Source organism: uncultured Ramlibacter sp. (assembly GCF_936925435.1).
GTDB lineage: Bacteria > Pseudomonadota > Gammaproteobacteria > Burkholderiales > Burkholderiaceae_C > Ramlibacter.
Window position 1 is genome coordinate 64,520 of record NZ_CAKZHQ010000045.1, and the last position, 25,584, is coordinate 90,103.

Below are 25,584 nucleotides of genomic sequence, written 5' to 3' on the forward strand. Positions count from 1 at the left end.
ACAGGCTTGGCCGGGCCGCTGGTTGCGCCCCCTTGAGGGGGAGGCGGCGACAGCCGCTTCGGGGGTGAGTCTATTTCGCTGTCGGCATTACGAACTCAGCACCTTTACCTATACTTTCCGGCCACCTTTGCATGATGGACTTCTGCTTGGTGTAGAAACGCACGCCTTCTTCGCCATAGGCGTGCATGTCGCCGAACAGGCTCTTCTTCCAGCCGCCAAAGCCGTGCCAGGCCATGGGCACGGGAATCGGCACATTGATTCCGACCATGCCCACCTGCACCCTGCGGCTGAATTCCCGCGCCACATTGCCGTCCCGGGTGAAGCAGGACACGCCGTTGCCGAACTCATGGCTGTTGATCAGTTCGGTGGCCGCCGCCAGGTCCTTGACGCGCACGCAGCCGAGCACCGGTCCGAAGATTTCTTCCTTGTAGATCTTCATGTCCGGCGTGACGTTGTCAAACAGGGTGCCGCCGACCCAGAAGCCGCCCGACGTGTCGATGTTCGAGCCGACGCCGGCCTTGGCCGCCTGGAACTTGCGGCCGTCGACCACCAGCTTGGCGCCTTCCGATTCGCCCTGGCCGATGTAGCCGGTGATGCGGCTGGCCGCCGCCGCACTGACGATGGGCCCCATCTCGGCGTCCAGCTCGACCCCGTTCTTGATCTTGAGCTCCTGGGTGCGCTGGGCCAGCATGGGCAGGATCCTGTCGGCCGCATCGCCCACCAACACCCCCACCGAGATGGCCATGCAGCGTTCGCCGGCCGAGCCGAAGGCCGAACCGATCAGGGCGTCAACCGCCTGCTCCATGTCGGCATCGGGCATCACCACCATGTGGTTCTTGGCCCCGCCCAGGGCTTGCACACGTTTGCCGTGGCGGGCGCCGGTCTCGTAGATCTTCTGGGCGATTGGAGTGGAGCCGACGAAGGAGATGGCCTTCACATCGGGATGCTCCAAGAGGGCGTCCACCGCCTCCTTGTCGCCCTGGACGACGTTGAACACGCCATCGGGCAGGCCGGCCTGCTTCAAGAGCTCGGCCATCATCAGCGACGCGGTGGGGTCCAGCGGGCTGGGCTTGAGGATGAAGCAGTTGCCCGCGGCAATGGCCACCGGGTACATCCACATGGGCACCATCACCGGGAAGTTGAAGGGGGTGATACCGGCCACCACACCCAGGGGCTGGCGCATGGTCCAGTTGTCGATGCCGGTGGAGACCTGGTCGGTGTAATCGCCCTTGAGCAATTGCGGAATGCCGCAGGCGAACTCCACGATGTCGATGCCGCGGGTGACTTCGCCCTGGGCGTCGGTGAAGACCTTGCCGTGTTCGGCGGTGATGGCCCGGGCCAGGTCGTCCTTTTTCTGGTTCAGCAGTTCCAGGAACTTGAACATGACGCGGGCACGGCGGATGGGCGGGGTGTCGGCCCAGGCGGGGAAGGCGGCCTGGGCGGCGGCCACGGCGGCAGCGACCTCGGAGGCGTTGGCCAAAGCCACCTGGCCGCTGACCGCGCCGGTGGCCGGGTTGAAGACGTCCTGGCTGCGGCCAGAGGTGCCGGCGACCACGCGGCCGGCGATGAAGTGGCTGATGGATGCTGTGCTCATGGGGGATCCTGCAAGCGCAATGCTTGGTGTGAAAGCCGCATTGTGGCAAAAAGCGGCGAAGACCCCGCGTGGCGCAGGGTGCTCCGGCCGGATGGCTCAGACCTGGGACAAGCTGGCCTGTCCCAGTCCGACCAGCGCGGCCTGGTTCTCCGGGGACTCCGAAAAGGCCACCAGCAGGTCGGCCCGTGCTGCGGCGCCGGACTCCAGGTGGCCCAGATGGAAGGCCAGTCCTTGCGCGTCGGGATCGCGATCGAAGACATTGCGGTAGAGGCTGCGCACGAACTCGGCGTTCCCCGGTTGGCCGAAACGCGTGTTGAATTCGGCGCTGGCCATGAACTGGCTGGCCATGTCGCGCAAGCTCGTGCCGCTTTCCAGCGCCTGGGTCTGGTAGGTCAGGCCGGAGGCGTCGGGCATGCGGTCGAGCGCGGCGCGGTACAGGCGAATGGCTTGGCCCGCGCTGCCGGTGGGCAGCACGTCCGGCCCGGCCTGGGTCGCCAGCACGGCGTCCGAAAATTCCACCCGTTCGATGTGGGTCAGGCCCGTCACGCTGCCGTCGGCCAGGCAAACCACCTTGGCCTGGCCCGACGCTTCCTCGATGCGATAGGCCGAGCGCTGGCCCAGGAAGACCACTGTGTCATGGCCGGCCTCGCCGTCGATGCGGTTGTTGCCGCTGGACACCTTGAAGATGTCCTTGCCCGACCCGCCACGCAGTACGTCGTTGCCGCCGCGGCCGTCGAGATGGTCGTCGCCTGCCCCGCCATCGAGGATGTTGTCCGCCCCGTTGCCCAGCAACACATCGTCGAAGGCCGATCCCGCCGCGTTCTCGATGGCGCAGCCCGCGCAGATCGCCAGGGTGTCTGTGTAGACGGACTGCTCGTAGCGCCAGTCGCCGGCGGCGCCGGAATAGTTGAACGCAATGACGCTCGCACCCACGTCGCTGCGGGCACCGGCTTGCAGGTCCAGCGTGACGCCCTGGCGGCAGGCCGTCGCGTCCAGAGTGTCGATGCCGCTGGAGTCCCACAGCGAGCAAAAGGTCTGCCATTGCGGCCCGCTCAAGTCGTAGCGCGTGTCGCCCGGGTTGTGCGCGGCGGCGCCATACAGGGCTTGCAAAGCCGCGACGTCGGCCGGCATGGGCTGCGCCGGATAGGACGACAAGGCGCCGCTGTGGCTGCCCGGCGTCGCCGCGTAGCTCATTACCGTAGTGGCCATGGTGCTGCTGGCATCGGCTGGATGCTTCAGGCCGATGGCGTGCAGCGTCTCGTGCAGGATGAGAAAGGGACGGTACTGGGCCCATTGTGGATCGGCCTGGTCCAGGCCGATCCACACGTCGCCGCCGGTTTCAAGCGCGGAAGGGAAGTAGCCGAAGCCTGCATAGCCCAACTGGTTGGGATAGGCCGAGTAGGCAAAGCGCAGGGTGCCCGGGCTGCCGCCTGCCTCGGTCACCTCGACGAAGTCCAGATTGCAAACCTGCGAGATGGCGGCCAGCACGCTGCGCGTGGTGGCCTGGTCCGCGGCACTGAAGCTGCTGCGCGTTGCGTCGAACAGGCGCGCAGCGTCGGTGTAGCGCGAATCGGCATCGGCGAACGAGTAGCTCAGGACTGTCTTGCCCGACCCGTCGCCCCAGCGGCTGCCGGCGAGCAGCGCGCTGTTCGTGTGGTCATCTTGGGAGCCCTGCATCGCACGCCTCTGTGGTCCTTCTGCCAAGGGGCCGCACCCCGGGAAAGGGCGCTGGCTGATGCATGGAATTTAGGCGCTAGCTCTACCTTTGCATATCGCTGGAATGGAGCGAAAAGCTGTGCTTTAGTTGCCAGGTTTGCGTATCGGAATTGTTAACAGGATCTGGGCCATGCCTTTGCCCAGCGCATCGTTGCGCAGCGAGGCCATGCCGCCGCCATCGAGCGCCTGCTCGCAGACGAAGTTCATGGCATGGATGCCGGGCAGGTCATAGCGCCTGACCTTGCCCTGGACCAGGTGCGCCAGCCAGGTGGCGACGCGCTCCTCGGTGAGTTCGGCGCGCAGCAGCGGCAACCACTCGGGCCGGCGGGCGATGACGCCGATGTTGGAGATATTGCCCTTGTCGCCGGAGCGGGCGTAGGCCAGCGCGATCAGCGGCACGGTCTCGCCGGTGGCGGTGAGCGCTGGTCCCGAGGGCGCCGGGTCGGCAGCTAACGCGCCGCTGGTCTGCGCTGATGCAGCGAAATTGGAATCTGACCCCAATTGAACTTCCTGCCCATCGAGCAGGAGGGTGGACTGCAGGCGGCGCTTGTCCAGCAGGAAGGCGAACTGGCGGATGCAGGGCGCGGGGCTGGGCCGGCCGGCGGCGCCGGTGGTGCCGGGCGACCAGCTGGTGCCCGCCGCTGCGATCTCGCGGGCGAACAGCTCCAGCGCCGCTTTCTGCGCATGCATCACGGCCAGGTGCAGCACGGCTTCGCGCACGGCCAGGCCGCGCGCCTGCGGGCCGAAGTTGCCGGCCTCGGAGCCCAGCACCTCGATCAGGCTGCGGCTGTAATCGGCCAGGCCCTGCTGCGCGAACAGCTCGCGCGTGCGCTCCAGGATGGCCTCGCCGGTGCGCCTGGCCTTGGCCGCCGCATCCAGGCCGACGATGGTCAGCTGCGCCGTGCAGCGAAAGCCGTCCATCCAGGTGGCGCAGACCTTGTAGGCCGGGCCGGGCGGCAGACCGCGCGCACCCTGCACCAGGACGCGCTGTGCGCCATCGGATTGCAGCCTCACCTGGCTGAAGTCGCAGACCACGTCGGGCAGCAGGTAGCGGCGCGGGTCACCGATCTCGTAGAGCATCTGCTCGGCGATCACGGCGGTGTTGACCAGGCCGCCCGTGCCCTCGGGCTTGGTGGCCACGAAGCTGCCGTCGGCGTGGCATTCGATCACCGGATAGCCGATGTGCGCCCAGTCGGGCACATCCTGCCAGTCTGTGTGCAGGCCGCCGGTGGCCTGGCAGCCGCATTCGATGATGTGGCCGGCCAGGCTGCCCTGGGCCAGGCGATCGTAGTCGTCGGCCTGCCAGCCGAACTCGTGCATCAGCGTACCCAGGGTGACGGCGCTGTCCACGCAGCGGCCGGTGACCACGATCTGCGCGCCGCTGTCCAGCGCCTGCTTGACTGGCCGCGCGCCCAGGTAGGCATTGGCGGTGAGCAGCTTGTCCGGCAGGGCGGCGCCGCTTTGCATTTCGCGCACATCCTCGCCGCGCAACTGCGACAGCAGTGGCATCACGTCGTCGCCCAGCACCACGGCGATCTTCACCGCCAGGCCCTGTTCGGCCGCCAGGGCCTCGATGGCGCGGGCGCAGGCCTGCGGGTTGACGCCGCCGGCGTTGCTGACGATGCGGATGCCTTGGGCCAGTGCGTCCTTCAGGATGGCGCGCAGCGTGACGCTGACGAAGTCCGTGGCGTAGCCCAGCTCCGGGTTCCTGGCCCGCGCCGCCGCCAGGATGGACATGGTCAGTTCGGCCAGGTAGTCGAACACCAGGTAGTCGACCTGGCCCAGGGCCACCAGCTGCGGCGCGCCCACGCTGCTATCGCCCCAGAAGCCCGAAGCACCTCCTATCCTGACCACCTTGCCGGCCATCACTGACCCTTCCACTGCGGTTGGCGCTTGTCCTGGAAGGCGGCCTGACCCTCTTTGGCGTCTTCGGTCAGGGTGAACAGGGCGATCTGGCTTTCGGTGAAGGCCATGGACTCCTCAAAGGCCATGGCCTCGATCTTCTTCATGGTGTACAGGCCGCGGCGGATGGCGGCCGGCGACTTGTCCAGCAGGCGCGCCAGCAGCCAGTCCAGCTTGGCGTCGACATCGTCGTCCACGTAGTTGACCAGGCCGAACTCCAGTGCCTGGGCCGAAGTGAGCGGCTCGCCGGTCAGGCACAGCTCGGCCAGCTTGCGCCGCGGGATCAGGTGCTGCAGCACCGACAGCACCTGGGCCGGAAAGACGCCGACCTTGACCTCGGGCAGGCCGAAGACCGCATGGCTGGCCGCCACCGCCATGTCGCACATGGCCAGCAGGCCCATGCCGCCGGCCATGCAGGCGCCGTTGACGCGGGCCACCAGCGGCACATTGCTGGAGCGGGCCTGGCGCAGCAGCTGGGCCAGGTGGCCGTGCGGCTCGGAGTAGTCGGTGGTGAAGGCCTGGGCCGACTGCAGGTCGGCGCCGGCGCAAAAGGCCTTGCTGCCGGTGCCGGTGATGACGATGGCGCGCAGCGCCCGGTTGGCCTGGGCAGCCGCGATGGCTTGGGCCATGCCGGCCAGGACCGCATGGCTCATGGCATTGCGCCGCGCCTCGCGGTGGATGGTCAGCCACAGCACAGATCCGCGTTGTTCAACCAGCAGTTCGCCGTCGGCCGTCTCGCTCATTGCCCTGTCTCCTTGGGGGATGGCTGGTTTATACCCCCGGCGCCCATTCCTACAGCCACTGCCGCGCTCAGCCGTTAGGATGGCGGCTCATCTCCAGGAGTGCCCCCCGCAATGTCGGAAACCACGCCCCGCCTCGAGCAGCAAGCTGCGTCCGACGGTGCCGGTGCGCGTGTGCTGGGCCAGTGGACGGCGGCGCAGTTCGCCCAGCCCCGCCTGCTGCAGCAGCTCGAAGCCAGCCTTGTCGCGGCCGGCGGCGCGGCCTGGGACCTGCGCGAAGCCGACCAGCTGGACCACGTGGGTGCGCAGCTGTTGTGGGACCACTGGGGCCGCGCATGGCCGGCCAGCCTGGAGCTGCTGCCGGCGCAACGCGCGGTGCTCGAGCGGGTGGCGCAGTTCACCGCGCCGCCGCCCCAGCCCCGCAAGACCAGCTGGCGCGAGCACTACCTGGCCCTGGGCGCGCGCGTGATGCACGGCGTCAACCAGATGAAGTTCTTCATCCGGTTGACCGGCCAGCTGGCGCTCAACCTGGTGCGGCTGGCGCGCGCGCCGCAGGACGGCCCCTGGCGCGACCTGTCGGGCCACCTGGTGGGCATCGGCGCCACCGCCTTGCCCATCACCGCCCTGGTCGGCTTCCTGATCGGCGTGGTGCTGGCCTATCTCACCTCGCAGCAGCTGCGCCAGTTCGGCGCCGACGCCTACATCGTCAACATCCTGGGCATCGCGCTGATCCGCGAACTCGGCCCGATGCTGGCGGCCATCCTCATCGCCGGGCGCTCGGGCTCGGCCATCACGGCGCAGATCGGTGTGATGCGCGTGACCGAGGAGCTCGACGCCATGCGCGTGATGGGCATCTCGCACAGCTACCGCCTGGTGATGCCGCGCGCCATGGCCCTGGCCATCGCCATGCCGCTGATCAGCGTGTGGACCACGCTGGCCTCGCTGGCCGGCGGCATGCTGGCGGCCGACGTCTCGCTGGGCATCACGCCGACCTTCTTCATGAAGGCCCTGCCCGAGGCGGTGAGCCTGGGCAACCTGGCGCTGGCCAGCAGCAAGTCGGTGGTGTTCGGCGTGCTGATCGCGCTGATCGCCTGCCACTACGGCCTGCGCGTCAAGCCCAACACCCAGAGCCTGGGCGAGGGCACGACCGCTTCGGTGGTCACCTCGATCACGGTGGTGATCCTGGTCGATGCCCTGTTTGCCGTGCTGTTCAAGGAGGTGGGGCTGTGAGCGCCGACCTTGTGCCCGAGGACTTCATCCCCGCCGAGGGCGCGCCCATGGTGGACATCCGCAAGCTGTGGACCGTGTTCACCAGCCCGGAAAAGCGCTTCGTGGTGCACAAGGACCTGGATTTCAACGTGCAGCGAGGTGAGGTGGTCTCGCTGGTGGGCGGCTCGGGCACCGGCAAGACCGTGCTGCTGCGCCAGATCCTGGGCCTGGAGCGGCCCACCCGCGGCCAGATCGCGGTGCTGGGCCAGCCGGTCGAGAAAATGGGCAGCAAGGGCGCGGCCAGCCGGGTCGGCATGCTGTTCCAGCACGGCGCCCTGTTCTCGGCCTTCAGCGTGCTGGACAACATCGCCTTCCCGCTGCGCGAGCTCAAGACGCTGCCGCCGGCCCTGGTGCGCGAGGCGGCCATGGTCAAGCTGCAGATGGTGGGCCTCAAGCCCGCGGACGCCGACAAGGCGCCCTCGGACCTGTCGGGCGGCATGATCAAGCGGGTGGCGCTGGCGCGGGCCCTGATCATGGACCCGCCCCTGCTGCTGCTGGACGAGCCGACGGCGGGGCTGGACCCCGACAGCTCGGACGGCTTCGTCACCCTGCTGCGCTCGCTGCACCGCGACCTGGCGCTGACGGTGGTCATGGTCACGCACGACCTGGACACCCTGTACGAGCTGTCGACCCGCATCGCCGTGCTGGCCGACCAGAAGGTGATCGTCACCGGCGCGCCGCGCGACGTGATCGCTTTCCAGCACCCTTTCGTTCACGATTTTTTCCTCGGAGAGCGGGGCCAGCGCGCAATGGAATTGCTGCGCGAGTACCCGTTCGCCGTCTAGCCCACAGAAGGAAGCTTCCATGGAAAACAAGGCCCATGCCATGGCCGCCGGCATCTTCGTGGTGGCGCTCAGCGCGCTGCTGGTGCTGCTGGCCGCCTGGCTCACACGCGACACCGGCGAGCGCGACATCTACGAGATCTCCACCCGCGAGACCGTCACCGGCCTGCAGGCGCAGGCGCCGGTGCGCTACCGCGGCGTCGACGTCGGCAAGGTGGCGGCCCTGGGCTTCGATCCCAAGGTGCAGGGCAACGTGCTCATGCGCCTGGAGATCGAGCGCGAGGCCCCCGTCACCGAGGACACCTTCGCCACCCTGGGCTTCCAGGGCGTGACCGGCCTGTCCTTCGTGCAGCTGGACGACAGTGGCAAGACATCGCCGCGCCTGGTGCCCAACGATGAAGTGCCGCCGCGCATCCCGCTCAAGCCTGGCCTGTTGTCCAAGATCAGCGCCAAGGGCGAGGTCATCCTCGACCAGGTCGAACAGATCACGGCGCGCATGAACAAGATCCTGGCCGACCCCAACCAGCAGCGTCTGGCCACGGCGCTGGACAACGTCGGCCAGGCCGCCGCCAGCGTCAACACCTTGTCGAGCACGCTCACCGCCATCCTCAATGCGCAGTTCGGTCCCGACAAGGTCAGCATTCCCACGCTGGTCAAGAACCTCGACGCGACGCTGGCCTCGGTGCGCGGCACCTCCGACGAGGCCAGGACGGCGGTCTCCGAGATCGGCAAGACCGCCAAACGCCTGAACGAGAAGGACGGCCCGATCGACCGGCTGGCCGACGGCACGCAGGCCTTGTCGCACGCCGCCGATGCCTTCAATGCCGCCACCTTGCCGCGCATCAACCGCGCCACCGAAGACACCTCGCGCGCCGTGCGGCAATTGAGCCGTACCGTCAACGGCATCAATGACAACCCGCAGTCGCTGATCTTCGGCACCGGCGGCGTCAGTCCCGGGCCGGGCGAGTCCGGCTTCACCCCGCCAGGAGCCAGCCGATGAACCCCTTGAAGTCTTCGCTTGCTATGAAATCAATAGCGCGTCAGGTCCATTTTCTGAGGACTAGAGGCCAATTTGTTTGCATTTTGCTGCTGGCGGGCCTGCTGGGCGGCTGCGCCGGCCTGGTGGACAAGCCGGTGCAGCGCACGCTCTACGACTTCGGCCCGGGCGCGAGCGCGCCGGCCGCCGCCACGCGCCAGCTGGCGCCCCTGGTGCTGTCCGAGATCGACGCCGCCGGCGCGCTGGACGGCTCGGCCGTGCTCTACCGGCTGGCCTATGCCGACGCCAACCAGCTGCGGCCCTACGCGCAGGCGCGCTGGAGCGCACCGCCGCCGCAGCTGGTGCGCCAGCGCCTGCGCGAGCAACTGGGTCGCGAGCGCGCCGTGCTCAACCCGGCCGAAAGTGCGTCGCTGGCGCGCGAGGGCGGCGTGCTGCCGCGCGTGCTGCACATCGAGCTGGAGGAGTTCTCCCACCTGTTCGAGAGCCCGAGCCAGAGCTTTGGCCTGGTGCGCATGCGCGCCACCCTGCTGGAGAACACCACGGCCGGCGAAAAGCTGCTGGCCCAGCGCAGCGTGGTGGCACGCAGTCCCGCGGCCACGGCCGACGCGCCCGGCGGGGTGCGCGCTCTGGCCGCCGCCACCGATGCCGCCGCCACCGAGATCGGCCAGTGGCTGCAACAGGTGCGCTGACAGCGCAGGCCATGGCTGACAGCCCGCACGATCCCGAAGACACTGGCTCCACCGTCGGCGCCGCCGAACTGGTGACCAGCGTCGCGCCGCGCCGCCCGGCGCTGGAGCAGCTGCGCGCCGCCGGCCTGGAGATCATCGGCTGCTGCGAGCGCCTGTCGCAGCAGAGCACGCTGCTGCGCGACTCGGATCTGCTGCAGGACTTCACGCCGGCCGAGGCCGACATCCTGGGTCTGGCCATGCTGCGCGTGCGCGCCAAACCCGGCCAGGTGCTGATCGCCGAGGACGAGGCCAGCGACTGGATGATGCTGCTGCTCAGTGGCACGGTGGACGTGGGCAAGCGCCGGGTCGGCGCCGCCATCGATGCCAACGAGCCCGGCAACACCACACGGCTGGCCGTGCTCAAGGCCGGCGCGGCGCTGGGCGAGATGTCGATGTTGGATGGCGAGCCGCGCTATGCAAGCTGCTGGGCGCTGTCCGAGGTGGAGGCCGCCGTGCTGACGCGCGCTGCCGTCGCCGGCCTGATCACCGAGCACCCGGCCGTGGGCGCCAAGCTGCTGGTCAAGATCACCCAGTTGCTGGCCCAGCGCCTGCGCAACACCAGCAACCAGCTGGTCAAGGCCTTGCAAAAAACCTGAAGGTTCAGCGGCCGGTCAGCACCGGGAACAGCTTGATCAGGCCCACGGCCATGACCTCCACCGCCAGCGCCGCCAGGATCAGGCCCGCCAGCCGGGTCATCACGTTGATGCCGGTGCGTCCCAGCACGCGCGCGATCGGGTCGGCCAGCGAGAAGCACAGCGCCGTCGCCAGGGCGATGATCACACCGTAGCCCAGCAGGGTGGCCATCTGCAGCAGGCTGTGGGCCCGCTCGGCATAGATGACGACGGTGGAGATGGTGGCCGGCCCCGTCAGCAGCGGGATGGTCAGGGGCACGACGGCGATGCTCGACCCCATGGCGGCCTTTTGCGCGCCCTCGGCCATCTCGTCGACCGCCGCCTTGGCCTCGGCCGGCTGGGCATTGAGCATGTTGAGCGCGCCGCTGAGCAGCAGCAGGCCGCCACCGACCTGGAAGCTGGCCAGCGAGATGCCGAAGAAGTCCAGCACCTTGATGCCCAGCAGGGCGCTGAAGGCGATCACCAGGAAGGCGGTGAACGAGGCGACGACCACCGTGCGTCGCCGCTGCAGCTTGGAGAAGCCTTCGGTGTAGTGGATGAAGAAGGGCACGATGGCCAGCGGGTTGACCACCGCCAGCAGGATGATCAGGGGCTTGAGTTCCATCAGCGGCCACCCGAGACGTCGAGCAGGGCCATGGTGGTGTAGCTGGCCGCCGGCGAGAGCAGCCAGACGATGGACTGCGCCACTTCCGGTGCCGAGCCGCCGCGCCCCATGGGCACCAGGTGGGCCAGGTCGCGCACCCGGTCGGGCAGGCCGCCCGAGGCATGGATGTCGGTCTCGATCAGGCCGGGCCGCACCGCGTTGACGCGGATGCCCTCGGCGCCCACCTCCTTGGCCAGGCCGATGGTGAAGCTGTCGACCGCGCCCTTGGCGGCGGCGTAGTCCACGTACTGGCCGGGCGCGCCCAGCCGCGCCGCGGCGCTGGACAGGTTGACGATGGCGCCACCGGCGCCGCCGCGGCGCGTGCTCATGCGGCGCACGGCTTCACGCGCGCACAGCATGGTGCCCAGCACGTTGATGTCGAACATGCGGCGCCAGCGTGCCATCTCCATGTCTTCGACGCGGGCCGTGACGTCCACCACGCCGGCGTTGTTGACCAGGCCGGTCAGGCGCCCCAGTTGCGCGTCGACCGCCGCGAACATGGCCAGCACCTGGCCCTCATCGGCCACATCGGCCTGCAGCGCGATGGCCTTGCCGCCGGCCGCCTCGATCTGCCGCACCACGGCCTGCGCCGCCTGGGCATCGGCCGTGTAGTTGACGGCGACGGCCCAGCCCTGTTGCGCGGCCAGCAGCGCGGTGGCGGCGCCGATGCCGCGGCTGCCTCCGGTGACGAGCAAAACCTGTTGCAAAACCTGCCTCCTGCACGTGGTGAACGGATAAGCTACAACCTACAACCCCATTAGAGCAAACATGCCGTCCGCGCGGCACGGAGACTTCCCTTGGCCCTGGTCGATTACATGTTCGCGCCGCAAAGCCCCTGGACTTACCTGGGGCACCAGCGTTTCATGCGCATCGCCCGGGACAGCGGCGCCACCGTGCGCGTGTTGCCCGTGGACCTGGGCCGGGTCTTCCCCGTCTCGGGCGGCCTGCCGCTGGCCAAGCGGCCGGCGCAGCGCCAGGCCTACAGGCTGGTGGAACTGGCGCGCTTCTCGCAATTCCTGCAGCTGCCTCTGAACCTGCAGCCCAGATACTTCCCGGTGGCGGTGGACGACGCCGCGCGGCTGATCATTGCCACCGATGCGCAGGAAGGCTGCGAGACTGCGCTGCGCCTGTGCAGCGGCATCTTTGCCGCTGTCTGGGCGCAGGAGCGCAACATCGCCGATGCCCAGGTGCTGGCCGAACTGCTGGCCGAGGCCGGCCTTCCCACCAGCCTGCTGGAGCGCGCCCGCGCGCCCGACGTGCAGCAGCGCTACGACAGCAACACCCAGCTGGCGATCGACAGCCAGATCTTCGGCGCGCCCAGCTACGTGGTCGACGGCGAGATCTTCTGGGGCCAGGACCGGCTCGACTTCCTGGAGCGCAAGCTGCGGGCCTGACCCATCATTTTTCATCACGAACGAGGACACCCCCATGGGCAATTTCATCGAACTGCAGTCGGCCGACGGCCTGCGCATCCAGACCTACACGGCGATGCCGACGACCAAGCCCAAGGGCGCTGTCGTAGTGCTGCAGGAGATCTTCGGCGTCAACTCGCACATCCAGGCCATCGCCGACGGCTTTGCGGCCGAGGGCTATTACGCAGTTGCGCCGTCCACCTTCGACCGCGCCAAGCCCGGCGTGGACCTGGGCTACAGCACCGAGGACATGACCGCCGGCATGGCGCTCAAGGCCGCGGTCGAGGCCCTGCCCGCGCCCGGCGTGCTGCAGGACATCCAGGCGGCAATCCGCCATGCGGCCGACGCTGGCCCGGTCGGCATCGTCGGCTACTGCTACGGCGGCCTGCTGACCTGGCGCGCGGCCTGCGAGCTCGAGGGCCTGGCCTGCGCCGTGCCTTACTACGGCGGCGGCGTGACCACGCCGGAGGAGATCGCACGCAAGCCCAAGGTGCCGGTGATGGCGCATTTCGGCACCCAGGACCACTGGATTCCGATGGACACGGTGCAGGCCTTCGAGAAAGCGCATCCCGAGGTCGAGGTCCATGTGTACGAGGCCAACCACGGCTTCAACTGCGACCAGCGCGGCTCCTGGAACGCCGGCGCCGCCGCGACGGCGCGCGAGCGCACCCTGTACTTCTTCGGCAAGCACCTGGGCTGATGCCATGGCCTGGCGCTGCTTTTTTGAGAGAAATTGGCCTGTAGCCCCCGTCCATTGGGCGTTCGCAGCTCTCATTTCAGGAGCAAGCGCGGGGCCGGCAGCGGCCGCCGACTATGCCGGCCCGCTGTTCGACGCGCACCTGCACTACAACACGGAAGCCTGGGACGGCCGCGCCGGCCCGCATCCGCTGGAAGACGTGCTGGCGCGCATGCAGCGCAACGGCGTGCGCGCCATCGTTGCCAACTCGCGTCCCAATGACGGCAGCAAGGCCCTGGCGGCGTCGCCGCTGACGCGCCAGGCCGGCGTCAGCGTTGTGCCCTTCGTGCGCCTGTACCGCGACCGCGCCGACTACGACAACTGGTTCCGCGACGAGAGCATCTACCAGATGGTGCTCACCGAGCTGGCCGCCGGCACGGCCGCCGGCCCCTACCGCGGCATCGGCGAGTTCCACCTCTACGACAGCGCCAATGCCAACGGTCCCGTCGCGAAGAAGCTGATGGCGTTGGCCGAGGACAAGGGCCTGGTGGTGCTGGCCCATGTGGACGACGTGGCGATCGACCTGCTGATGGCCAACACGCCGTCCAAAGGCCAGAAGGCGCGGCTGATCTGGGCCCACACCGGCATCGGCGGCGCGAGTGTCGCGCGGGTCGACCAGCTGTTCGCGAAATACCCGCAACTGGTGGGCGAGCTGTCCTACCGGCCGGGGCTGACCTGCGAGGGCGGCAAGCTCTGTCCCGAGTGGCGCACGCTGCTGCTCAAGTACCCCACGCGCTTTGTCATCGGCTCGGACACCTGGGTCAACCAGCGCTGGCAGTACTACGACGAGCTGATGAAGGGCTACCGGACCTGGCTGGGTGATCTGCCGCCGGCCATGGCGCGCGGCATCGCCTGGGACAACGCGGCCGGCCTGTTCGGGATGAAGCAGCCATGATGGAGTTGCACTACTACCCCAGCACCGCGGCCATGGTGCCGCACATCCTGCTCGAAGAGATCGGCGCGCCCTACGAGCGCGTGCTGGTCGACCGCGCCCAGGACAAGCACAAGGCGCCGGAGTACCTGGCGCTCAATCCCAACGGCCTGCTCCCGGTGCTGACCGACGGCGAGCTGGTGCTGTACGAGACGGCGGCCATCGTGCTGCACCTGGTGGACACCCACCAGCTGTCGGCGCTGGCACCGGCGCACGGCAGCGTGCAGCGCGCCCATTTCCACAAATGGCTGGTCTGGCTGACCAACACCTTGCAGGCCACGTTGATCGTCTACTTCTACCCCGAGCGCTGGATGAACCCGGGCAATGCCGCCGGCGCGGCCGAACTCAAAAAGCATGCGCAGGCCAAGGTCGGCGCCATGCTGGACCAGCTCGCTGCCGAACTGGCGCGCCATGGCGGGCCCTGGTTCATGGGAGAGACCTACACCGCGCTCGATCCCTATGTCTTCACGCTGTGCCGCTGGACGCGCAATTTCAAGTCAGAGCCGGCGCGCAGCCGCGCCCATCTGGGGCCTTATCTGCAGCGCATGCTGGAGCGGCCCGCCGTGCAGCGGGTGCTGGCCCACGAGCAGCTGGCGCCGCCTTACGTCTAGGGCTTTGTTTGCGCCGGCTGGCCGGCGTCCTCGCGGTAGGCCTTCTCGATCTGGCGCGCCAGCTTGTCGGGCCGCGTGGCCTGCTCCAGCGCCGCGATCTCCGGGTCGTTGCCCTCGCTCACGCCCAGCTTGCGGGCCACGGCCTCCAGCAACTGCAGGGTCTTGGTCGATTCCTGTTCGGCCAGCAGGTTGATCTGCAGGTCCAGCTGGTTGCGCCGCTCGCTGATGCGCATCTCGTAGTTCTGGCTGATCAGGATGAAGGCCGACAGGAAGATCGCCTCCAGCGACACGCACAGGGTGAGGAAGGTGAAGGGGTAGGGATCGAAATGCTGCAAGCCCGGCAGGACGTTGAAGGCGATCCAGACGGCGAAGATCAGCACGTGGACCCAGACGAAGATGATGCTGCCGCAGAACTTTGCGACGAAAGCGGCCATCCGGTCGGCGAAACTGCGCTGGGTCAGGGCCAGTTCCTCGAGCTTGCGCATGGCCTGGATGTTGTGACGCGTGACGTCGGCCATGGTCTTGGCCGAGCGGTAATCGGCCTGCGGCTGGTCGGTGGCGCTCTGGCTCATGGCGGGTCCTTGTTCAATGCCGCGGCCAGGGCCAGGCCGTTGTGGGTGGCTGCGCCGGCGGCGGTGTTGTCGAAGATGCACCACACGCCGCTGCCTTCGCGTAGGGCCAAGCCGATACGTTGTGCCAGCGCCTGCAGCACTTCTTGCGAATAGTCCGAGTAATACACACGCGGCGAGCCGTGCAGCCGCAGGTAGACCAACTGCTGCCAGCCGCCCGGATCACGCCCGGCGGCATGCAGCACGGGGTCTGCCAACACGCGCGCGATCTGTGTCTCCCGCAGCAGCGCGTCGACTTCGGCGGTGAACCAGCTGGCGTGGCGCGGCTCCAGTGCGACAGCCCCCTGGTGCTGGCGCCGAAGCTCGTGCAGAAAGGCCGGCGCCACCACGGGATGGAAGGCCAGGCTGGGTGGCAGCTGCAGCAGCAAGCTGCCCAGCCGCTCGCCCAGGCCGCCGGCCTGCGCCAGGAAGTCCGCCAGCAGATCGCCGCAGCCGGCCAGCCGCTTCTCATGGCTGATGGCCCTGGGCAGCTTGACCGCGAAGCGGAAGTCCGGTGGCACGCTGGCGGCCCAGCGCTCGTACGTGCCGCGCCGGTGGGGGCGGTAGAACGAGGAGTTGATCTCGGTGGCGTTGAACCGGGTGGCGTAGCGCTGCAGCTGGCTGGCGCCGGCATCGAACAGCGGCTGCGCAGCGCGCGCCAGACTCCATCCCGCGCAGCCGATGTGCGCGGCACGCATCAGCGCCCGCCGGTGCGCTGCAGGTAACGCTTGCGCCAGAAGACCACGCCCAGCGTCATCGCCACCCCGACCATGATGGCCAGGGCCAGCCAGAAGCCCCAGGCATGGCGGATCCAGGGCATGGACTCGAAGTTCATGCCGAAGATGCCGGTGATCAGGTTCAGCGGCAGGAAGATCGCCGTCAGCGCGGTGAGCGTGCGCATGATGTTGTTGGTGCGATGGCTCTGTGCCGAGAAATGGATCTGCACCGCGGTCTCGGCAGCCTGCTCCATGCGCCGCACCTGGTGCACCACGCGCTGGATGTGCTCGATGACGTCACGGGCGCGGGCGACCAGGCCGTCGCGCTCGGCTTGCGACAGGGCCGAGGATGGCTGCTCACGGGCCGTGTCCAGCCATTCCTGGATGGCGTCGTTCTGGCCTTCGCACAGGTCTTCCAGCGTGTGCAGCTCGGCGCGCGCCGTCATCAGCGCGCTCCAGTCGGCGCCTTCGGTGCGCGGCCGCAGCAGCTGCTGTTGCCAGCTGTCCATCTCGCTGCCCAGCTGCTTGCGCAGCTCCAGGTCGCTGTCGACCATGACATTGAGCATGCGCAGCATCAGGTCCGACGGGCTGGTGGGCAGGCGGCTGCGGCTGACCACCACCAGGCCGTCGGTCTGGATGGCGTCGGCCAGGTAGCGTTCGATGAAGGAGCGGGCGGTGATGCAGCCCGAGGGATGGACGCTCACCAGCAGGCGGTCGAACACCACGAAGGCGACGGCGCGCGTGCGGATGCGCTGGAAGCTGGCCAGCACGGCAGGCGCTGGCTTGCCCTGCAGTTCGTTATCGACCTCCTCACCGGTGGCCAGCCGGCGGAACACCACCAGGTCGTAGATCGAGGTGTAGTCGTAGTGCGAGGGGTGCGAGGCGTTCTGCAGATCCTGCACATGCAGGTCCAGCAGTTGCGAGCCGCCCAGGCGCTGCGCCGCCTCCTGCAGCTGGGGCAGTTCGTTGGCCAGGGCTTCGCGGTCCAGCCAGATCCAGACGAAGCCGTCGGCGGGCGCCTTGTCCGGCACCGCCTCCAGGAAGCGCAAGGTCCCGCCGGCGAACTCGATGATCTGCATGGTCAGGCGCGCAGCTTGCGCGCCGCATCCAGGGCGAAGTAGGTCAGCACGCCGTCGGCGCCGGCGCGCTTGAAGGCCAGCAGGCTCTCGAGCATGACGGCGTCGTGGTCCAGCCAGCCGTTCTGGGCAGCGGCCTTGAGCATGGCGTACTCGCCGCTGACCTGGTAGGCGAAGGTGGGCACGCGGAACTCGTCCTTGACCCGGCGCACCACGTCCAGGTAGGGCATGCCGGGCTTGACCATCACCATGTCGGCGCCTTCGGCGATGTCCATGGCCACCTCGCGCAGCGCCTCGTCGCTGTTGCCCGGGTCCATCTGGTAGACCTTCTTGTTGCTCTTGCCCAGGTTGGCCGCCGAGCCGACGGCATCGCGGAAGGGACCGTAGAAGGCGCTGGCGTACTTGGCGCTGTAGGCCATGATGCGCGTGTGGATGAAGCCGCCGGCTTCGAGCGCCGCTCGAATCGCTCCAATCCTGCCGTCCATCATGTCCGAGGGCGCGACGATGTCGACGCCGGCTTCGGCCTGGGCCAGGGCCTGCTTGCACAGCACCTCGACCGTCTCGTCGTTGAGGATGTAGCCGCTGGCGTCGGGCAGGCCGTCCTGGCCGTGGCTGGTGAAGGGGTCAAGCGCCACGTCGGTCATCACGCCCAGTTGCGGGAAGCGCTGCTTGAGCTCGCGCACCACGCGTGGCACCAGCCCCTGCGGATTCCAGGCCTCGCGGCCGTCCTCGGTTTTCAGGGAAGGGTCGATGACGGGAAACAGCGCCATCACCGGAATGCCCAGCGCCACGCATTGCTCAGCCACGGGAAGCAACAGGTCCAGGCTGACGCGTTCCACACCGGGCATGGAGGCGACCGCCTCGCGGCGGCCCTTGCCATCGAGCACGAAAACAGGGTAGATCAGGTCATGTGCCGTGAGTGCGTGCTCGCGCACAAGGTTGCGCGTGAAGTCGTCGCGACGCAGGCGGCGCGGCCGGCCCAGGGGAAAAGGTGCATAGGGGCTCATGCCGAAAATTGTGCCCCATTCCCGCGCGCCAGCCCGCACCGAGGGAAAACCGTCAGTTAAATCTGGTCCCAGGCCTTGAAAGCACCCGGCCCGTTTGTTAAATTACGCCCGGGCGGCTTGCCGCTCCCCGCTTTTCCTCCCTGAGCGGGCGCCTTAATGTGTGACAGCAAAAAGGCTTCCCACCCCGGCTTTTGGCCGGGGTTTTTTTTGCGCGGCATTTTTGCGGGCGCTGCCGGGGCTTTCGGGGCTGTCTTTACACTCGGCCCATGCTCTGGGTCAAAGCCTTCCACATCGTATTCGTCGCCAGCTGGTTCGCCGGGCTGTTCTACCTGCCGCGCATCTTCGTCAACCTGGCGATGGTGGCGCCCGGCTCGTTGGCCGAGCGCGAACGCCTGCTGCTGATGGCGCGCAAGCTGCTGCGCTTTGCCACCCTGCTGGCCGTGCCGGCGCTGGCGCTGGGCGCCTGGCTGTGGCTGGGCTACGGCATCGGCCGGGGGCCGGGCAACGGCTGGCTGCATGCCAAGCTGGCGGTGGTCGCCCTGGCCGTCGGCTACCACCATGCGTGTTTTGTGTTGCTGCGCAAGCTCCAGGCCGGCTCTGATGGCCACAGCCACCGCTGGTACCGCTGGTTCAACGAGGTGCCTGTGCTGCTGCTGCTGGCGGCCGTGGTGCTGGTGGTGGTCAAGCCCTTCTAGCCGTGATGGCGCGGCACAAGACATCCGCCTGGCCGCTGGCGCAAGCATATGCGGCGCTGATCGTCTATGCCAGCCTCTACCCGTTTGCCGGCTGGCGCGACCAGAACATCGCACCCTGGGAGTTCCTGGCCAGTCCGCTGCCGCGCTACTGGACCGGCTTCGACGTGGCGGCCAATGTCGCCGGCTACGCGCCGTTGGGATTCCTGCTGGCCCTGAGCTTCCTGCGCCGCGGCCAGGAGCGCTTTGCGCCCACCACCAACAGCGCCGCCATCGCGGTGGCCACGCTGGCCGCGGGCGTGCTCTCACTGTGGATGGAGGCCTTGCAGACCTATCTGCCGTCGCGTGTGCCGTCGAACGTCGATTTCGCTCTCAACCTTCTGGGCGCATTGCTGGGCGCGGTCGCCGCCGGCGCGCTGGAACTGGCCGGCGCGATCGACCGCTGGAGCCGCTTTCGCCTGCGCTGGTTCATCGGCGACGCGCGCGGCGCCCTGGTGCTGCTGGCGCTGTGGCCGTTCGCCCTGCTGTTTCCCGCAGCGGTCCCGCTGGGATTGGGCCAGGTCTTCGAGCGGCTGGAAACGGCGTTGGCCGAATGGCTGCTGGACACGCCGTTCCTCGAATGGCTGCCGGTGCGCGACGTGGAATTGCAGCCCCTGGTGCCGGGCGTGGAGTTGTTGTGCGTGATGCTGGGCGCCCTGATCCCCTGCCTGCTGGGTTATTCGGTGATGCGCTCGGTGGGCCGCCGCGCTGCCTTCGCGGGCTTTGTGGTGGCTGCAGGCGTCGCCAGCACGGCGCTCTCCGCGGCGCTGAGCTGGGGGCCTGCCCACGCCTGGGCTTGGCTGAGCCTGCCCGTGCGGCTGGGCCTGGCGGCGGGGCTGGTCATGGCCATGCTGCTGCTGGCCCTGCCGCGGCGCGGCTGCGCGGCCCTGATGCTGCTGGCCTTGGTGCTGCACCTGAGCCTGCTGAACCAGGCGCCCGAGAGTGCCTACTTCGCCGACACCTTGCAGGCCTGGGAGCAGGGGCGCTTCATCCGCTTCAATGGCCTGGCCCAGTGGCTGGGCTGGCTCTGGCCTTATGCGGCCCTGGCCTATGTGCTGCTGCGGCTTTCGCGCAGCGAGCGCCCACCTAGAATGGACGCATGAGCGAGCCTTCCACTGCCCCGACCACGTCCTATTACGAACGCCACATCTTCTTTTGCCTGAACCAGCGCGAGAACGGCGAGGATTGCTGTGCCCAGCACCGCGCGCAGGAGGCCTTCGACCGCTGCAAGTCGCAGGTCAAGGCACAGGGGCTGGCCGGGCCGGGCAAGGTCCGCGTCAACAAGGCCGGCTGCCTGGACCGCTGCGCCGCGGGCCCGGTGGCCGTGGTCTACCCGGAAGCCGTCTGGTACACCTATGTGGACAGCGCCGACATCGACGAGATCGTTGAGTCGCACCTGAAAAACGGCCAGGTCGTCGAGCGCCTGCTGACGCCGCCGCACCTGGGGCGCTGAGCATGAACGCGCAGACCGAGCGGTTCGAACTGCGTGGGCCGGCCGGGGCCATCGAGGCCCTGCGCGACCGGCCCGCCGATGTGTCGCGTGGAGTGGCCGTGATCGCCCACCCCCATCCGCTGTTCGGCGGCACCATGGACAACAAGGTGGTGCAGACGCTGGCGCGCGCCTTTGTGCAATGCGGCTGGACGGCCGTGCGCTTCAATTTTCGCGGCGTCGGCGCCACCGAAGGCGCGCACGACGAGGGCAGGGGGGAGGCGCAGGACTTCCTGGCCGTGGTGACCGCGGCCGCGGGCGAAGGCCCGCTGGCGCTGGCCGGCTTTTCCTTCGGCTCCTTCGTGACCTGCAGCGCGCTGCAAAGCCTCTGGCCGGCGCGCGAGATCGAGAAGATCGTCCTGGTCGGGACCGCTGCTGCGCGCTTCCAGGTCGCCACGTTGCCGCCGGAAGCCCACGAACGCACGCTGGTGGTCCACGGTGAGCAGGACGACACGGTGGCGCTGTCGGCCGTGATGGACTGGGCCCGGCCGCAGTCACTGCCGGTGACGGTTGTGCCCGGCGGCGGCCATTTCTTTCACGGACAATTGCCGCTTCTCAAAACCCTGGTGGCCCGCCACCTCCGTAGCTGAACTCCATGAAACGAATCTTGCAGGCGTTTGCCGCGACCATCCTGGCACTGCTGTGCTTTGCCGCTGCCGCCCAGGCGCCGCAACCGCCCGAGATCGCCGCCCGCAGCTACCTGCTGCTGGACGTGACGGCCAACCAGATCCTGGCCTCGCGTGACATCGACAGCCCGGTGGAGCCGGCTTCGCTGACCAAACTGATGACCCAGTACCTGGTGTTCGATGCCTTGCGGTCCAAGAAGATCAGCCTGCAGCAGCGGCTGCCGGTGAGCGTGCGGGCCTGGAAGATCGGCGGCTCGACCATGTTCATCGACCCCAAGATGACGGTGCCGGTGGACGACCTCATCAAGGGCATGATCGTGCAGTCGGGCAACGACGCCACCATTGCCCTGGCCGAGGGCGTGGGTGGCACGGTGGAGCGCTTTGTCCAGCTCATGAACGAACAGGCCCAGGCGCTGGGCATGAAGGCGACCGGCTACAAGAACCCCGAAGGGCTGACGGTGGCCGGCCACACGACCACGGCGCGCGACCTGAGCGTACTGGCCACCCGGCTGATGCAGGACTTCCCCGAATACCTGCATTACTACTCGATCAAGCGCTACCGGTACGAAGGCACGCCCACCGCCAACGACACCAACCGCAACCTGCTGCTGTTTCGCGACCCGACGGTCGATGGTCTGAAAACCGGCCATACCGAAGCCGCCGGCTACTGTCTGATCGCCACTGCCAAGCGCGACTTCCCCAATGTCGGGGGGCGCCGCCTGCTGTCCATCGTGCTGGGCACTGCCAGCGAGAACGCCCGGGCCAACGAGTCGCAGAAGCTGCTCAACTGGGGCTATACCGCCTATGAGGCGATCAAGCTGTTCGATGCCGGCCAGGCGGTGGTGACGCCGGAGGTCTGGAAGGGCACGTCGCGCTCGGTCAAGCTTGGCCGTCCGCAGGCCATCGTGGTGGCCGTGCCCGCCGGTACCGGCAGCCGGCTCAAGACCCAGGTGCTGCGTGCCGACCCGCTGGTGGCGCCGTTCACCAAGGGCCAGGTGGTGGCGCGTCTGAAGGTCACAGCCGGCGACGAGACCGTGGCGGAGGTCCCCCTGCTGGCCCTGGAGGCGGTGGAGCAGGCGGGCGTCCTCGGACGAGCCTGGGATGCCATGCGTTTGTGGATCAAGTGAAGCCGAATAGTGAGTCTTTACTGACGCTGATGCGCAAGCCCGCCAATTGCGGGAAGACCCTGACCGGGATATACTAGAAGGCTTTCCCGCAATTGGGTGCGGGAAGAATTTGCCTGCCGCATTCGCGGCAATCCGTTTTCCAAACGTTTAGGGACGTTTTTCAATGCCAACCATCAATCAACTGGTGCGTCAGGGGCGCGAGGTCGAAAAGACCAAGAGCAAGAGCCCCGCGATGCAGAACAGCCCCCAGCGTCGGGGCGTGTGTACTCGCGTGTACACCACGACGCCTAAGAAGCCGAACTCGGCCCTTCGTAAAGTCGCCAAGGTCCGTCTGACCAATGGCTTCGAAGTCATTTCCTACATCGGCGGCGAAGGCCACAATCTGCAGGAGCACAGCGTGGTGCTGGTTCGCGGCGGCCGCGTCAAGGATCTGCCCGGTGTGCGTTACCACATCGTGCGTGGCTCGCTCGACTTGCAAGGCGTGAAAGACCGCAAGCAGTCGCGCTCCAAGTACGGCGCCAAGCGCCCGAAGAAGGCCTGACGGTTTTGTTGTTTGTCGGTGCTTGATCGCCCTGGCAGGCGAAGCAAGCGTAGTGACCCGCTGTTGGGTCGAGTAAGTGGGAAGCCTGATGGCTCCCGCGGTCAGCCGGAAGGCGGGCCAACTGAAGCAAATTAAGAGGTGAAAAAATGCCACGTCGTCGCGAAGTCCCTAAACGTGAAATCCTGCCCGATCCCAAGTACGGCAATGTCGAGCTCGCCAAGTTCATGAACGTGATCATGCAAGGCGGCAAGAAGGCGGTTGCAGAGCGCATCATTTACGGCGCGCTCGAGCAGATCGAGAAGAAGAACCCGGGCAAAGACCCGGTGGAAGCCTTCACCATGGCGATCAACAATGTCAAGCCCATGGTCGAAGTGAAGTCCCGCCGTGTCGGCGGTGCCAACTACCAGGTGCCCGTCGAAGTGCGCCCGGTGCGCCGTCTGGCGCTGGCAATGCGCTGGCTCAAGGAGGCTGCCAAGAAGCGTGGCGAGAAGTCGATGGCCATGCGTCTGGCCAACGAACTGATGGAAGCCACGGAAGGCCGTGGCGGCGCCATGAAGAAGCGTGACGAAGTTCACCGCATGGCCGAAGCGAACAAGGCGTTCAGCCACTTCCGCTTCTAAGAACCGTCCCCATCTGGAGTGCGGGCCCGCCACGAGCGGGCCTGCACCCTTTTAACGAAAGATCATCATGGCCCGCAAGACGCCCATCGAGCGCTATCGCAATATTGGTATTTCGGCTCACATCGACGCCGGCAAGACCACGACCACCGAGCGCATCCTTTTCTACACCGGTGTGAACCACAAGATCGGCGAAGTGCACGACGGCGCTGCGACCATGGACTGGATGGAGCAGGAGCAGGAGCGTGGTATCACGATCACGTCCGCTGCGACCACGTGTTTCTGGAAGGGCATGGACATGTCCTTCCCCGAGCACCGCATCAACATCATCGACACGCCCGGCCACGTGGACTTCACGATTGAAGTGGAGCGTTCCATGCGCGTGCTTGACGGCGCCTGCATGGTGTATTGCGCCGTGGGTGGCGTGCAACCTCAGTCGGAAACCGTCTGGCGTCAAGCCAACAAGTACAAGGTGCCCCGCCTGGCGTTCGTCAACAAGATGGACCGCACCGGCGCGAACTTCTTCAAGGTCGTCGAGCAGATGAAGCTGCGCCTGAAGGCTAATCCTGTGCCGATCGTGATCCCGATTGGCGCCGAAGAGAACTTCACCGGCGTGGTTGATCTGCGCAAGATGAAGGCCATTCTCTGGGATGAGGCCTCGCAAGGCATGAAGTTCACCTACGCCGAGATCCCGGCGGATCTGCTCGAGACCGCCAAGGAATGGCGCGAGAAGATGGTCGAGGCGGCCGCTGAGGCCTCTGAAACCCTGATGAACAAGTACCTGGAAGAGGGCGACCTGACCGAAGAAGAGATCACTCTCGGCCTGCGCACCCGCACCATCGCCAGCGAAATCCAGCCGATGCTGTGCGGCACCGCGTTCAAGAACAAGGGTGTGCAGCGCATGCTGGACGCCGTGATCGAACTCATGCCCTCGCCGGTGGACATTCCGCCCGTCAAGGGCATGGATGAAGACGAGCAGCCCATCACCCGCAAGGCGGACGACGGCGAAAAATTCTCTGCGCTCGCGTTCAAGCTGATGACCGACCCCTTCGTCGGCCAGCTGACCTTCGTGCGCGTCTATTCCGGCGTGCTGAGCAAGGGCGACAGCGTCTACAACCCGATTCGCGGCAAGAAGGAGCGCATCGGCCGTATCGTGCAGATGCACGCCAACAACCGCCTGGAAGTCGACGAAATCCGCGCCGGCGACATCGCTGCCTGCGTGGGCCTGAAGGATGTGACGACCGGCGAAACGCTGTGCGACCCGTCCGCCATCGTGATGCTCGAGCGCATGGTGTTCCCCGAGCCCGTGATTGCGCAGGCCGTGGAGCCCAAGACCAAGGTTGACCAGGAAAAGATGGGCATCGCCCTGAACCGCCTGGCACAGGAAGATCCGTCGTTCCGCGTGCGTACCGACGAGGAATCCGGCCAGACCATCATCGCCGGCATGGGCGAGCTGCACCTGGAAATCATTGTCGACCGCATGAAGCGCGAATTCGGCGTGGAAGCCAACGTGGGCAAGCCGCAGGTGGCTTACCGAGAAACCATCCGCAAGACGATCGAGGACGCCGAAGGCAAGTTTGTGCGTCAGTCCGGCGGCAAGGGCCAGTACGGCCACGTCGTGCTCAAGATCGAGCCGAACGAGCCGGGCAAGGGCATCGAGTTCGTCGACGCGATCAAGGGCGGCGTGGTTCCGCGCGAGTTCATCCCGGCGGTGGAAAAGGGCATCAACGAAGCCGTCACGCAAGGCGTGCTGGCCGGCTACCCGGTGGTTGACGTCAAGGTGACGCTGCACTTCGGCTCGTACCACGACGTGGACTCGAACGAACTGGCGTTCAAGATGGCTGCCATTTTCGGTTTCAAGGAAGGCTGCCGCAAGGCCGGTCCGGTCATCCTCGAGCCCATGATGGCCGTGGAAGTTGAGACGCCTGAAGACTACGCCGGCAACGTGATGGGCGACCTGTCCTCACGCCGCGGCATGGTGCAGGGCATGGAAGACATGGTTGGTGGCGGCAAGGCCATCAAGGCCGAAGTGCCCCTGTCTGAAATGTTCGGCTACTCGACGACCCTGCGCTCGATGTCGCAAGGCCGCGCCACCTACACGATGGAGTTCAAGCACTACGCTGAAGCTCCGCGCAACGTGGCAGAAGCCATCGTTGCGGCTCGCGCCAAGTAAAAGAACCTGTCTGCGATCACACACCCCGCTGTGCCCGTGCGGTGGGATCGGTGATGTGATGCAGACGTTAAACCCCACACGGGCATTGCTCTTTGGAGATACGAAATGGCAAAAGGAAAATTCGAGCGGACCAAGCCGCACGTCAATGTGGGCACGATTGGTCACGTTGACCACGGCAAG

Annotated in this window: 27 protein-coding genes and 1 pseudogene; 18 read left to right on the forward strand and 10 right to left on the reverse strand. The window is 67.3% G+C overall.

What is annotated here, in order from left to right; translation table 11 throughout:
• Positions 1–70 precede the first annotated feature (70 nt).
• The 4 genes from Q0632_RS17500 to Q0632_RS17515 all read right to left on the reverse strand — a co-directional run bounded on the left by Q0632_RS17500 (position 71) and on the right by Q0632_RS17515 (position 5,955).
• Complete coding sequence (locus Q0632_RS17500) at positions 71–1,594, reverse strand: CoA-acylating methylmalonate-semialdehyde dehydrogenase (protein WP_298932573.1); 1,524 nt, start codon at positions 1,592–1,594, stop codon at positions 71–73.
• A 96-nt stretch (positions 1,595–1,690) separates the two neighbouring features.
• On the reverse strand, positions 1,691–3,271 hold the full coding sequence (locus tag Q0632_RS17505; protein ID WP_298932575.1) for a DUF4214 domain-containing protein: 1,581 nt from the start codon (positions 3,269–3,271) through the stop codon (positions 1,691–1,693).
• 123 nt (positions 3,272–3,394) lie between these two features.
• Positions 3,395–5,176, reverse strand: a complete 1,782-nt coding sequence (locus Q0632_RS17510) for an acyclic terpene utilization AtuA family protein (RefSeq protein ID WP_298932577.1) — start codon at positions 5,174–5,176, stop codon at positions 3,395–3,397.
• Positions 5,176–5,955 carry an enoyl-CoA hydratase/isomerase family protein gene (locus tag Q0632_RS17515; RefSeq protein ID WP_298932579.1) on the reverse strand — a complete coding sequence of 260 codons (780 nt, stop codon included), beginning with the start codon at positions 5,953–5,955 and terminating at the stop codon, positions 5,176–5,178. Before Q0632_RS17515 ends, Q0632_RS17510 begins: the two co-directional genes overlap by 1 nt.
• 111 nt (positions 5,956–6,066) lie before the next feature.
• Here Q0632_RS17515 and Q0632_RS17520 point away from each other — a divergent pair, with 111 nt between their 5' ends.
• From Q0632_RS17520 to Q0632_RS17540, 5 genes are all read left to right on the forward strand, one after another.
• Positions 6,067–7,182: an ABC transporter permease gene (locus Q0632_RS17520; protein ID WP_298932581.1), complete on the forward strand. Its 1,116-nt coding sequence runs from the start codon at positions 6,067–6,069 to the stop codon at positions 7,180–7,182.
• Positions 7,183–7,229: 47 nt separating this feature from the next.
• Positions 7,230–8,006 carry an ABC transporter ATP-binding protein gene (locus tag Q0632_RS17525; RefSeq protein ID WP_298932628.1) on the forward strand — a complete coding sequence of 259 codons (777 nt, stop codon included), beginning with the start codon at positions 7,230–7,232 and terminating at the stop codon, positions 8,004–8,006.
• Positions 8,007–8,025: 19 nt separating this feature from the next.
• Positions 8,026–9,003: an MlaD family protein gene (locus Q0632_RS17530; RefSeq protein ID WP_298932583.1), complete on the forward strand. Its 978-nt coding sequence runs from the start codon at positions 8,026–8,028 to the stop codon at positions 9,001–9,003.
• An 83-nt stretch (positions 9,004–9,086) separates the two neighbouring features.
• Positions 9,087–9,689 carry an ABC-type transport auxiliary lipoprotein family protein gene (locus Q0632_RS17535; protein ID WP_298932585.1) on the forward strand — a complete coding sequence of 201 codons (603 nt, stop codon included), beginning with the start codon at positions 9,087–9,089 and terminating at the stop codon, positions 9,687–9,689.
• Between the two features lie 11 nt (positions 9,690–9,700).
• Positions 9,701–10,324 carry a Crp/Fnr family transcriptional regulator gene (locus Q0632_RS17540; RefSeq protein ID WP_298932587.1) on the forward strand — a complete coding sequence of 208 codons (624 nt, stop codon included), beginning with the start codon at positions 9,701–9,703 and terminating at the stop codon, positions 10,322–10,324.
• Between the two features lie 4 nt (positions 10,325–10,328).
• On the opposite strand, the gene Q0632_RS17545 is transcribed toward Q0632_RS17540, so the two are convergent.
• Together Q0632_RS17545 and Q0632_RS17550 are read right to left on the reverse strand one after the other, a co-directional pair.
• Complete coding sequence (locus Q0632_RS17545) at positions 10,329–10,964, reverse strand: MarC family protein (protein ID WP_298932589.1); 636 nt, start codon at positions 10,962–10,964, stop codon at positions 10,329–10,331.
• Positions 10,964–11,710, reverse strand: coding sequence for an SDR family oxidoreductase (locus Q0632_RS17550; protein WP_298932591.1), 747 nt, complete (start codon positions 11,708–11,710; stop codon positions 10,964–10,966). Before Q0632_RS17550 ends, Q0632_RS17545 begins: the two co-directional genes overlap by 1 nt.
• Positions 11,711–11,818: 108 nt before the next feature.
• Between Q0632_RS17550 and Q0632_RS17555 the strand changes: the two genes are divergently transcribed.
• The 4 genes from Q0632_RS17555 to Q0632_RS17570 are packed head-to-tail and all read left to right on the forward strand — an operon-like array spanning position 11,819 to position 14,693.
• Positions 11,819–12,397, forward strand: a complete 579-nt coding sequence (locus tag Q0632_RS17555; protein ID WP_298932630.1) for a 2-hydroxychromene-2-carboxylate isomerase — start codon at positions 11,819–11,821, stop codon at positions 12,395–12,397.
• 34 nt (positions 12,398–12,431) lie between these two features.
• On the forward strand, positions 12,432–13,115 hold the full coding sequence (locus tag Q0632_RS17560; protein WP_298932593.1) for a dienelactone hydrolase family protein: 684 nt from the start codon (positions 12,432–12,434) through the stop codon (positions 13,113–13,115).
• A 4-nt stretch (positions 13,116–13,119) separates the two neighbouring features.
• Complete coding sequence (locus Q0632_RS17565) at positions 13,120–14,046, forward strand: amidohydrolase (RefSeq protein WP_298932595.1); 927 nt, start codon at positions 13,120–13,122, stop codon at positions 14,044–14,046.
• Positions 14,043–14,693, forward strand: coding sequence for a glutathione S-transferase (locus Q0632_RS17570; RefSeq protein ID WP_298932597.1), 651 nt, complete (start codon positions 14,043–14,045; stop codon positions 14,691–14,693). Before Q0632_RS17565 ends, Q0632_RS17570 begins: the two co-directional genes overlap by 4 nt.
• Here Q0632_RS17570 and Q0632_RS17575 read toward each other — a convergent pair.
• Genes Q0632_RS17575 through hemB form a run of 4 tightly spaced genes read right to left on the reverse strand, consistent with a single transcriptional unit; the run spans position 14,690 to position 18,100 of the window.
• The gene (locus Q0632_RS17575; protein WP_298932599.1) at positions 14,690–15,265 is read right to left on the reverse strand and encodes a DUF1003 domain-containing protein; all 576 of its coding nucleotides are present in this window, start codon (positions 15,263–15,265) and stop codon (positions 14,690–14,692) included. The two genes, Q0632_RS17570 and Q0632_RS17575, sit on opposite strands and share 4 nt — an antisense overlap.
• Positions 15,262–15,999, reverse strand: a complete 738-nt coding sequence (locus Q0632_RS17580) for a DUF72 domain-containing protein (protein WP_298932601.1) — start codon at positions 15,997–15,999, stop codon at positions 15,262–15,264. Before Q0632_RS17580 ends, Q0632_RS17575 begins: the two co-directional genes overlap by 4 nt.
• Positions 15,999–17,096 carry a magnesium transporter CorA family protein gene (locus tag Q0632_RS17585; RefSeq protein WP_298932603.1) on the reverse strand — a complete coding sequence of 366 codons (1,098 nt, stop codon included), beginning with the start codon at positions 17,094–17,096 and terminating at the stop codon, positions 15,999–16,001. The genes Q0632_RS17580 and Q0632_RS17585 overlap by 1 nt, the downstream gene beginning before the upstream one ends.
• A 2-nt stretch (positions 17,097–17,098) precedes the next feature.
• Positions 17,099–18,100, reverse strand: a complete 1,002-nt coding sequence (gene hemB, locus Q0632_RS17590) for a porphobilinogen synthase (protein WP_298932606.1) — start codon at positions 18,098–18,100, stop codon at positions 17,099–17,101.
• A gap of 266 nt (positions 18,101–18,366) precedes the next feature.
• Between hemB and Q0632_RS17595 the strand changes: the two genes are divergently transcribed.
• From Q0632_RS17595 to Q0632_RS17635, 9 genes and pseudogenes are all read left to right on the forward strand, one after another.
• Complete coding sequence (locus tag Q0632_RS17595; RefSeq protein WP_298932608.1) at positions 18,367–18,795, forward strand: CopD family protein; 429 nt, start codon at positions 18,367–18,369, stop codon at positions 18,793–18,795.
• Between the two features lie 5 nt (positions 18,796–18,800).
• A complete protein-coding gene (locus Q0632_RS17600; protein ID WP_298932610.1) occupies positions 18,801–19,934 on the forward strand; it encodes a VanZ family protein in 1,134 nt (377 codons plus the stop codon).
• A complete protein-coding gene (locus tag Q0632_RS17605) occupies positions 19,931–20,284 on the forward strand; it encodes a (2Fe-2S) ferredoxin domain-containing protein (protein WP_298932612.1) in 354 nt (117 codons plus the stop codon). The genes Q0632_RS17600 and Q0632_RS17605 overlap by 4 nt, the downstream gene beginning before the upstream one ends.
• Before the next feature lie 2 nt (positions 20,285–20,286).
• Positions 20,287–20,910 carry an alpha/beta fold hydrolase gene (locus tag Q0632_RS17610; protein ID WP_298932614.1) on the forward strand — a complete coding sequence of 208 codons (624 nt, stop codon included), beginning with the start codon at positions 20,287–20,289 and terminating at the stop codon, positions 20,908–20,910.
• A gap of 5 nt (positions 20,911–20,915) precedes the next feature.
• Positions 20,916–22,073 carry a D-alanyl-D-alanine carboxypeptidase family protein gene (locus Q0632_RS17615; protein ID WP_298932616.1) on the forward strand — a complete coding sequence of 386 codons (1,158 nt, stop codon included), beginning with the start codon at positions 20,916–20,918 and terminating at the stop codon, positions 22,071–22,073.
• A gap of 163 nt (positions 22,074–22,236) precedes the next feature.
• Entirely contained in the window at positions 22,237–22,614 is a 378-nt protein-coding gene (gene rpsL / locus Q0632_RS17620; protein WP_017759704.1) for a 30S ribosomal protein S12, read from the forward strand.
• A gap of 146 nt (positions 22,615–22,760) precedes the next feature.
• On the forward strand, positions 22,761–23,234 hold the full coding sequence (gene rpsG, locus Q0632_RS17625) for a 30S ribosomal protein S7 (protein ID WP_298932619.1): 474 nt from the start codon (positions 22,761–22,763) through the stop codon (positions 23,232–23,234).
• A gap of 67 nt (positions 23,235–23,301) precedes the next feature.
• Entirely contained in the window at positions 23,302–25,404 is a 2,103-nt protein-coding gene (gene fusA, locus Q0632_RS17630) for an elongation factor G (protein WP_298932621.1), read from the forward strand.
• Between the two features lie 105 nt (positions 25,405–25,509).
• A pseudogene (locus tag Q0632_RS17635) lies at positions 25,510–25,584 on the forward strand (elongation factor Tu); the annotation flags it as partial.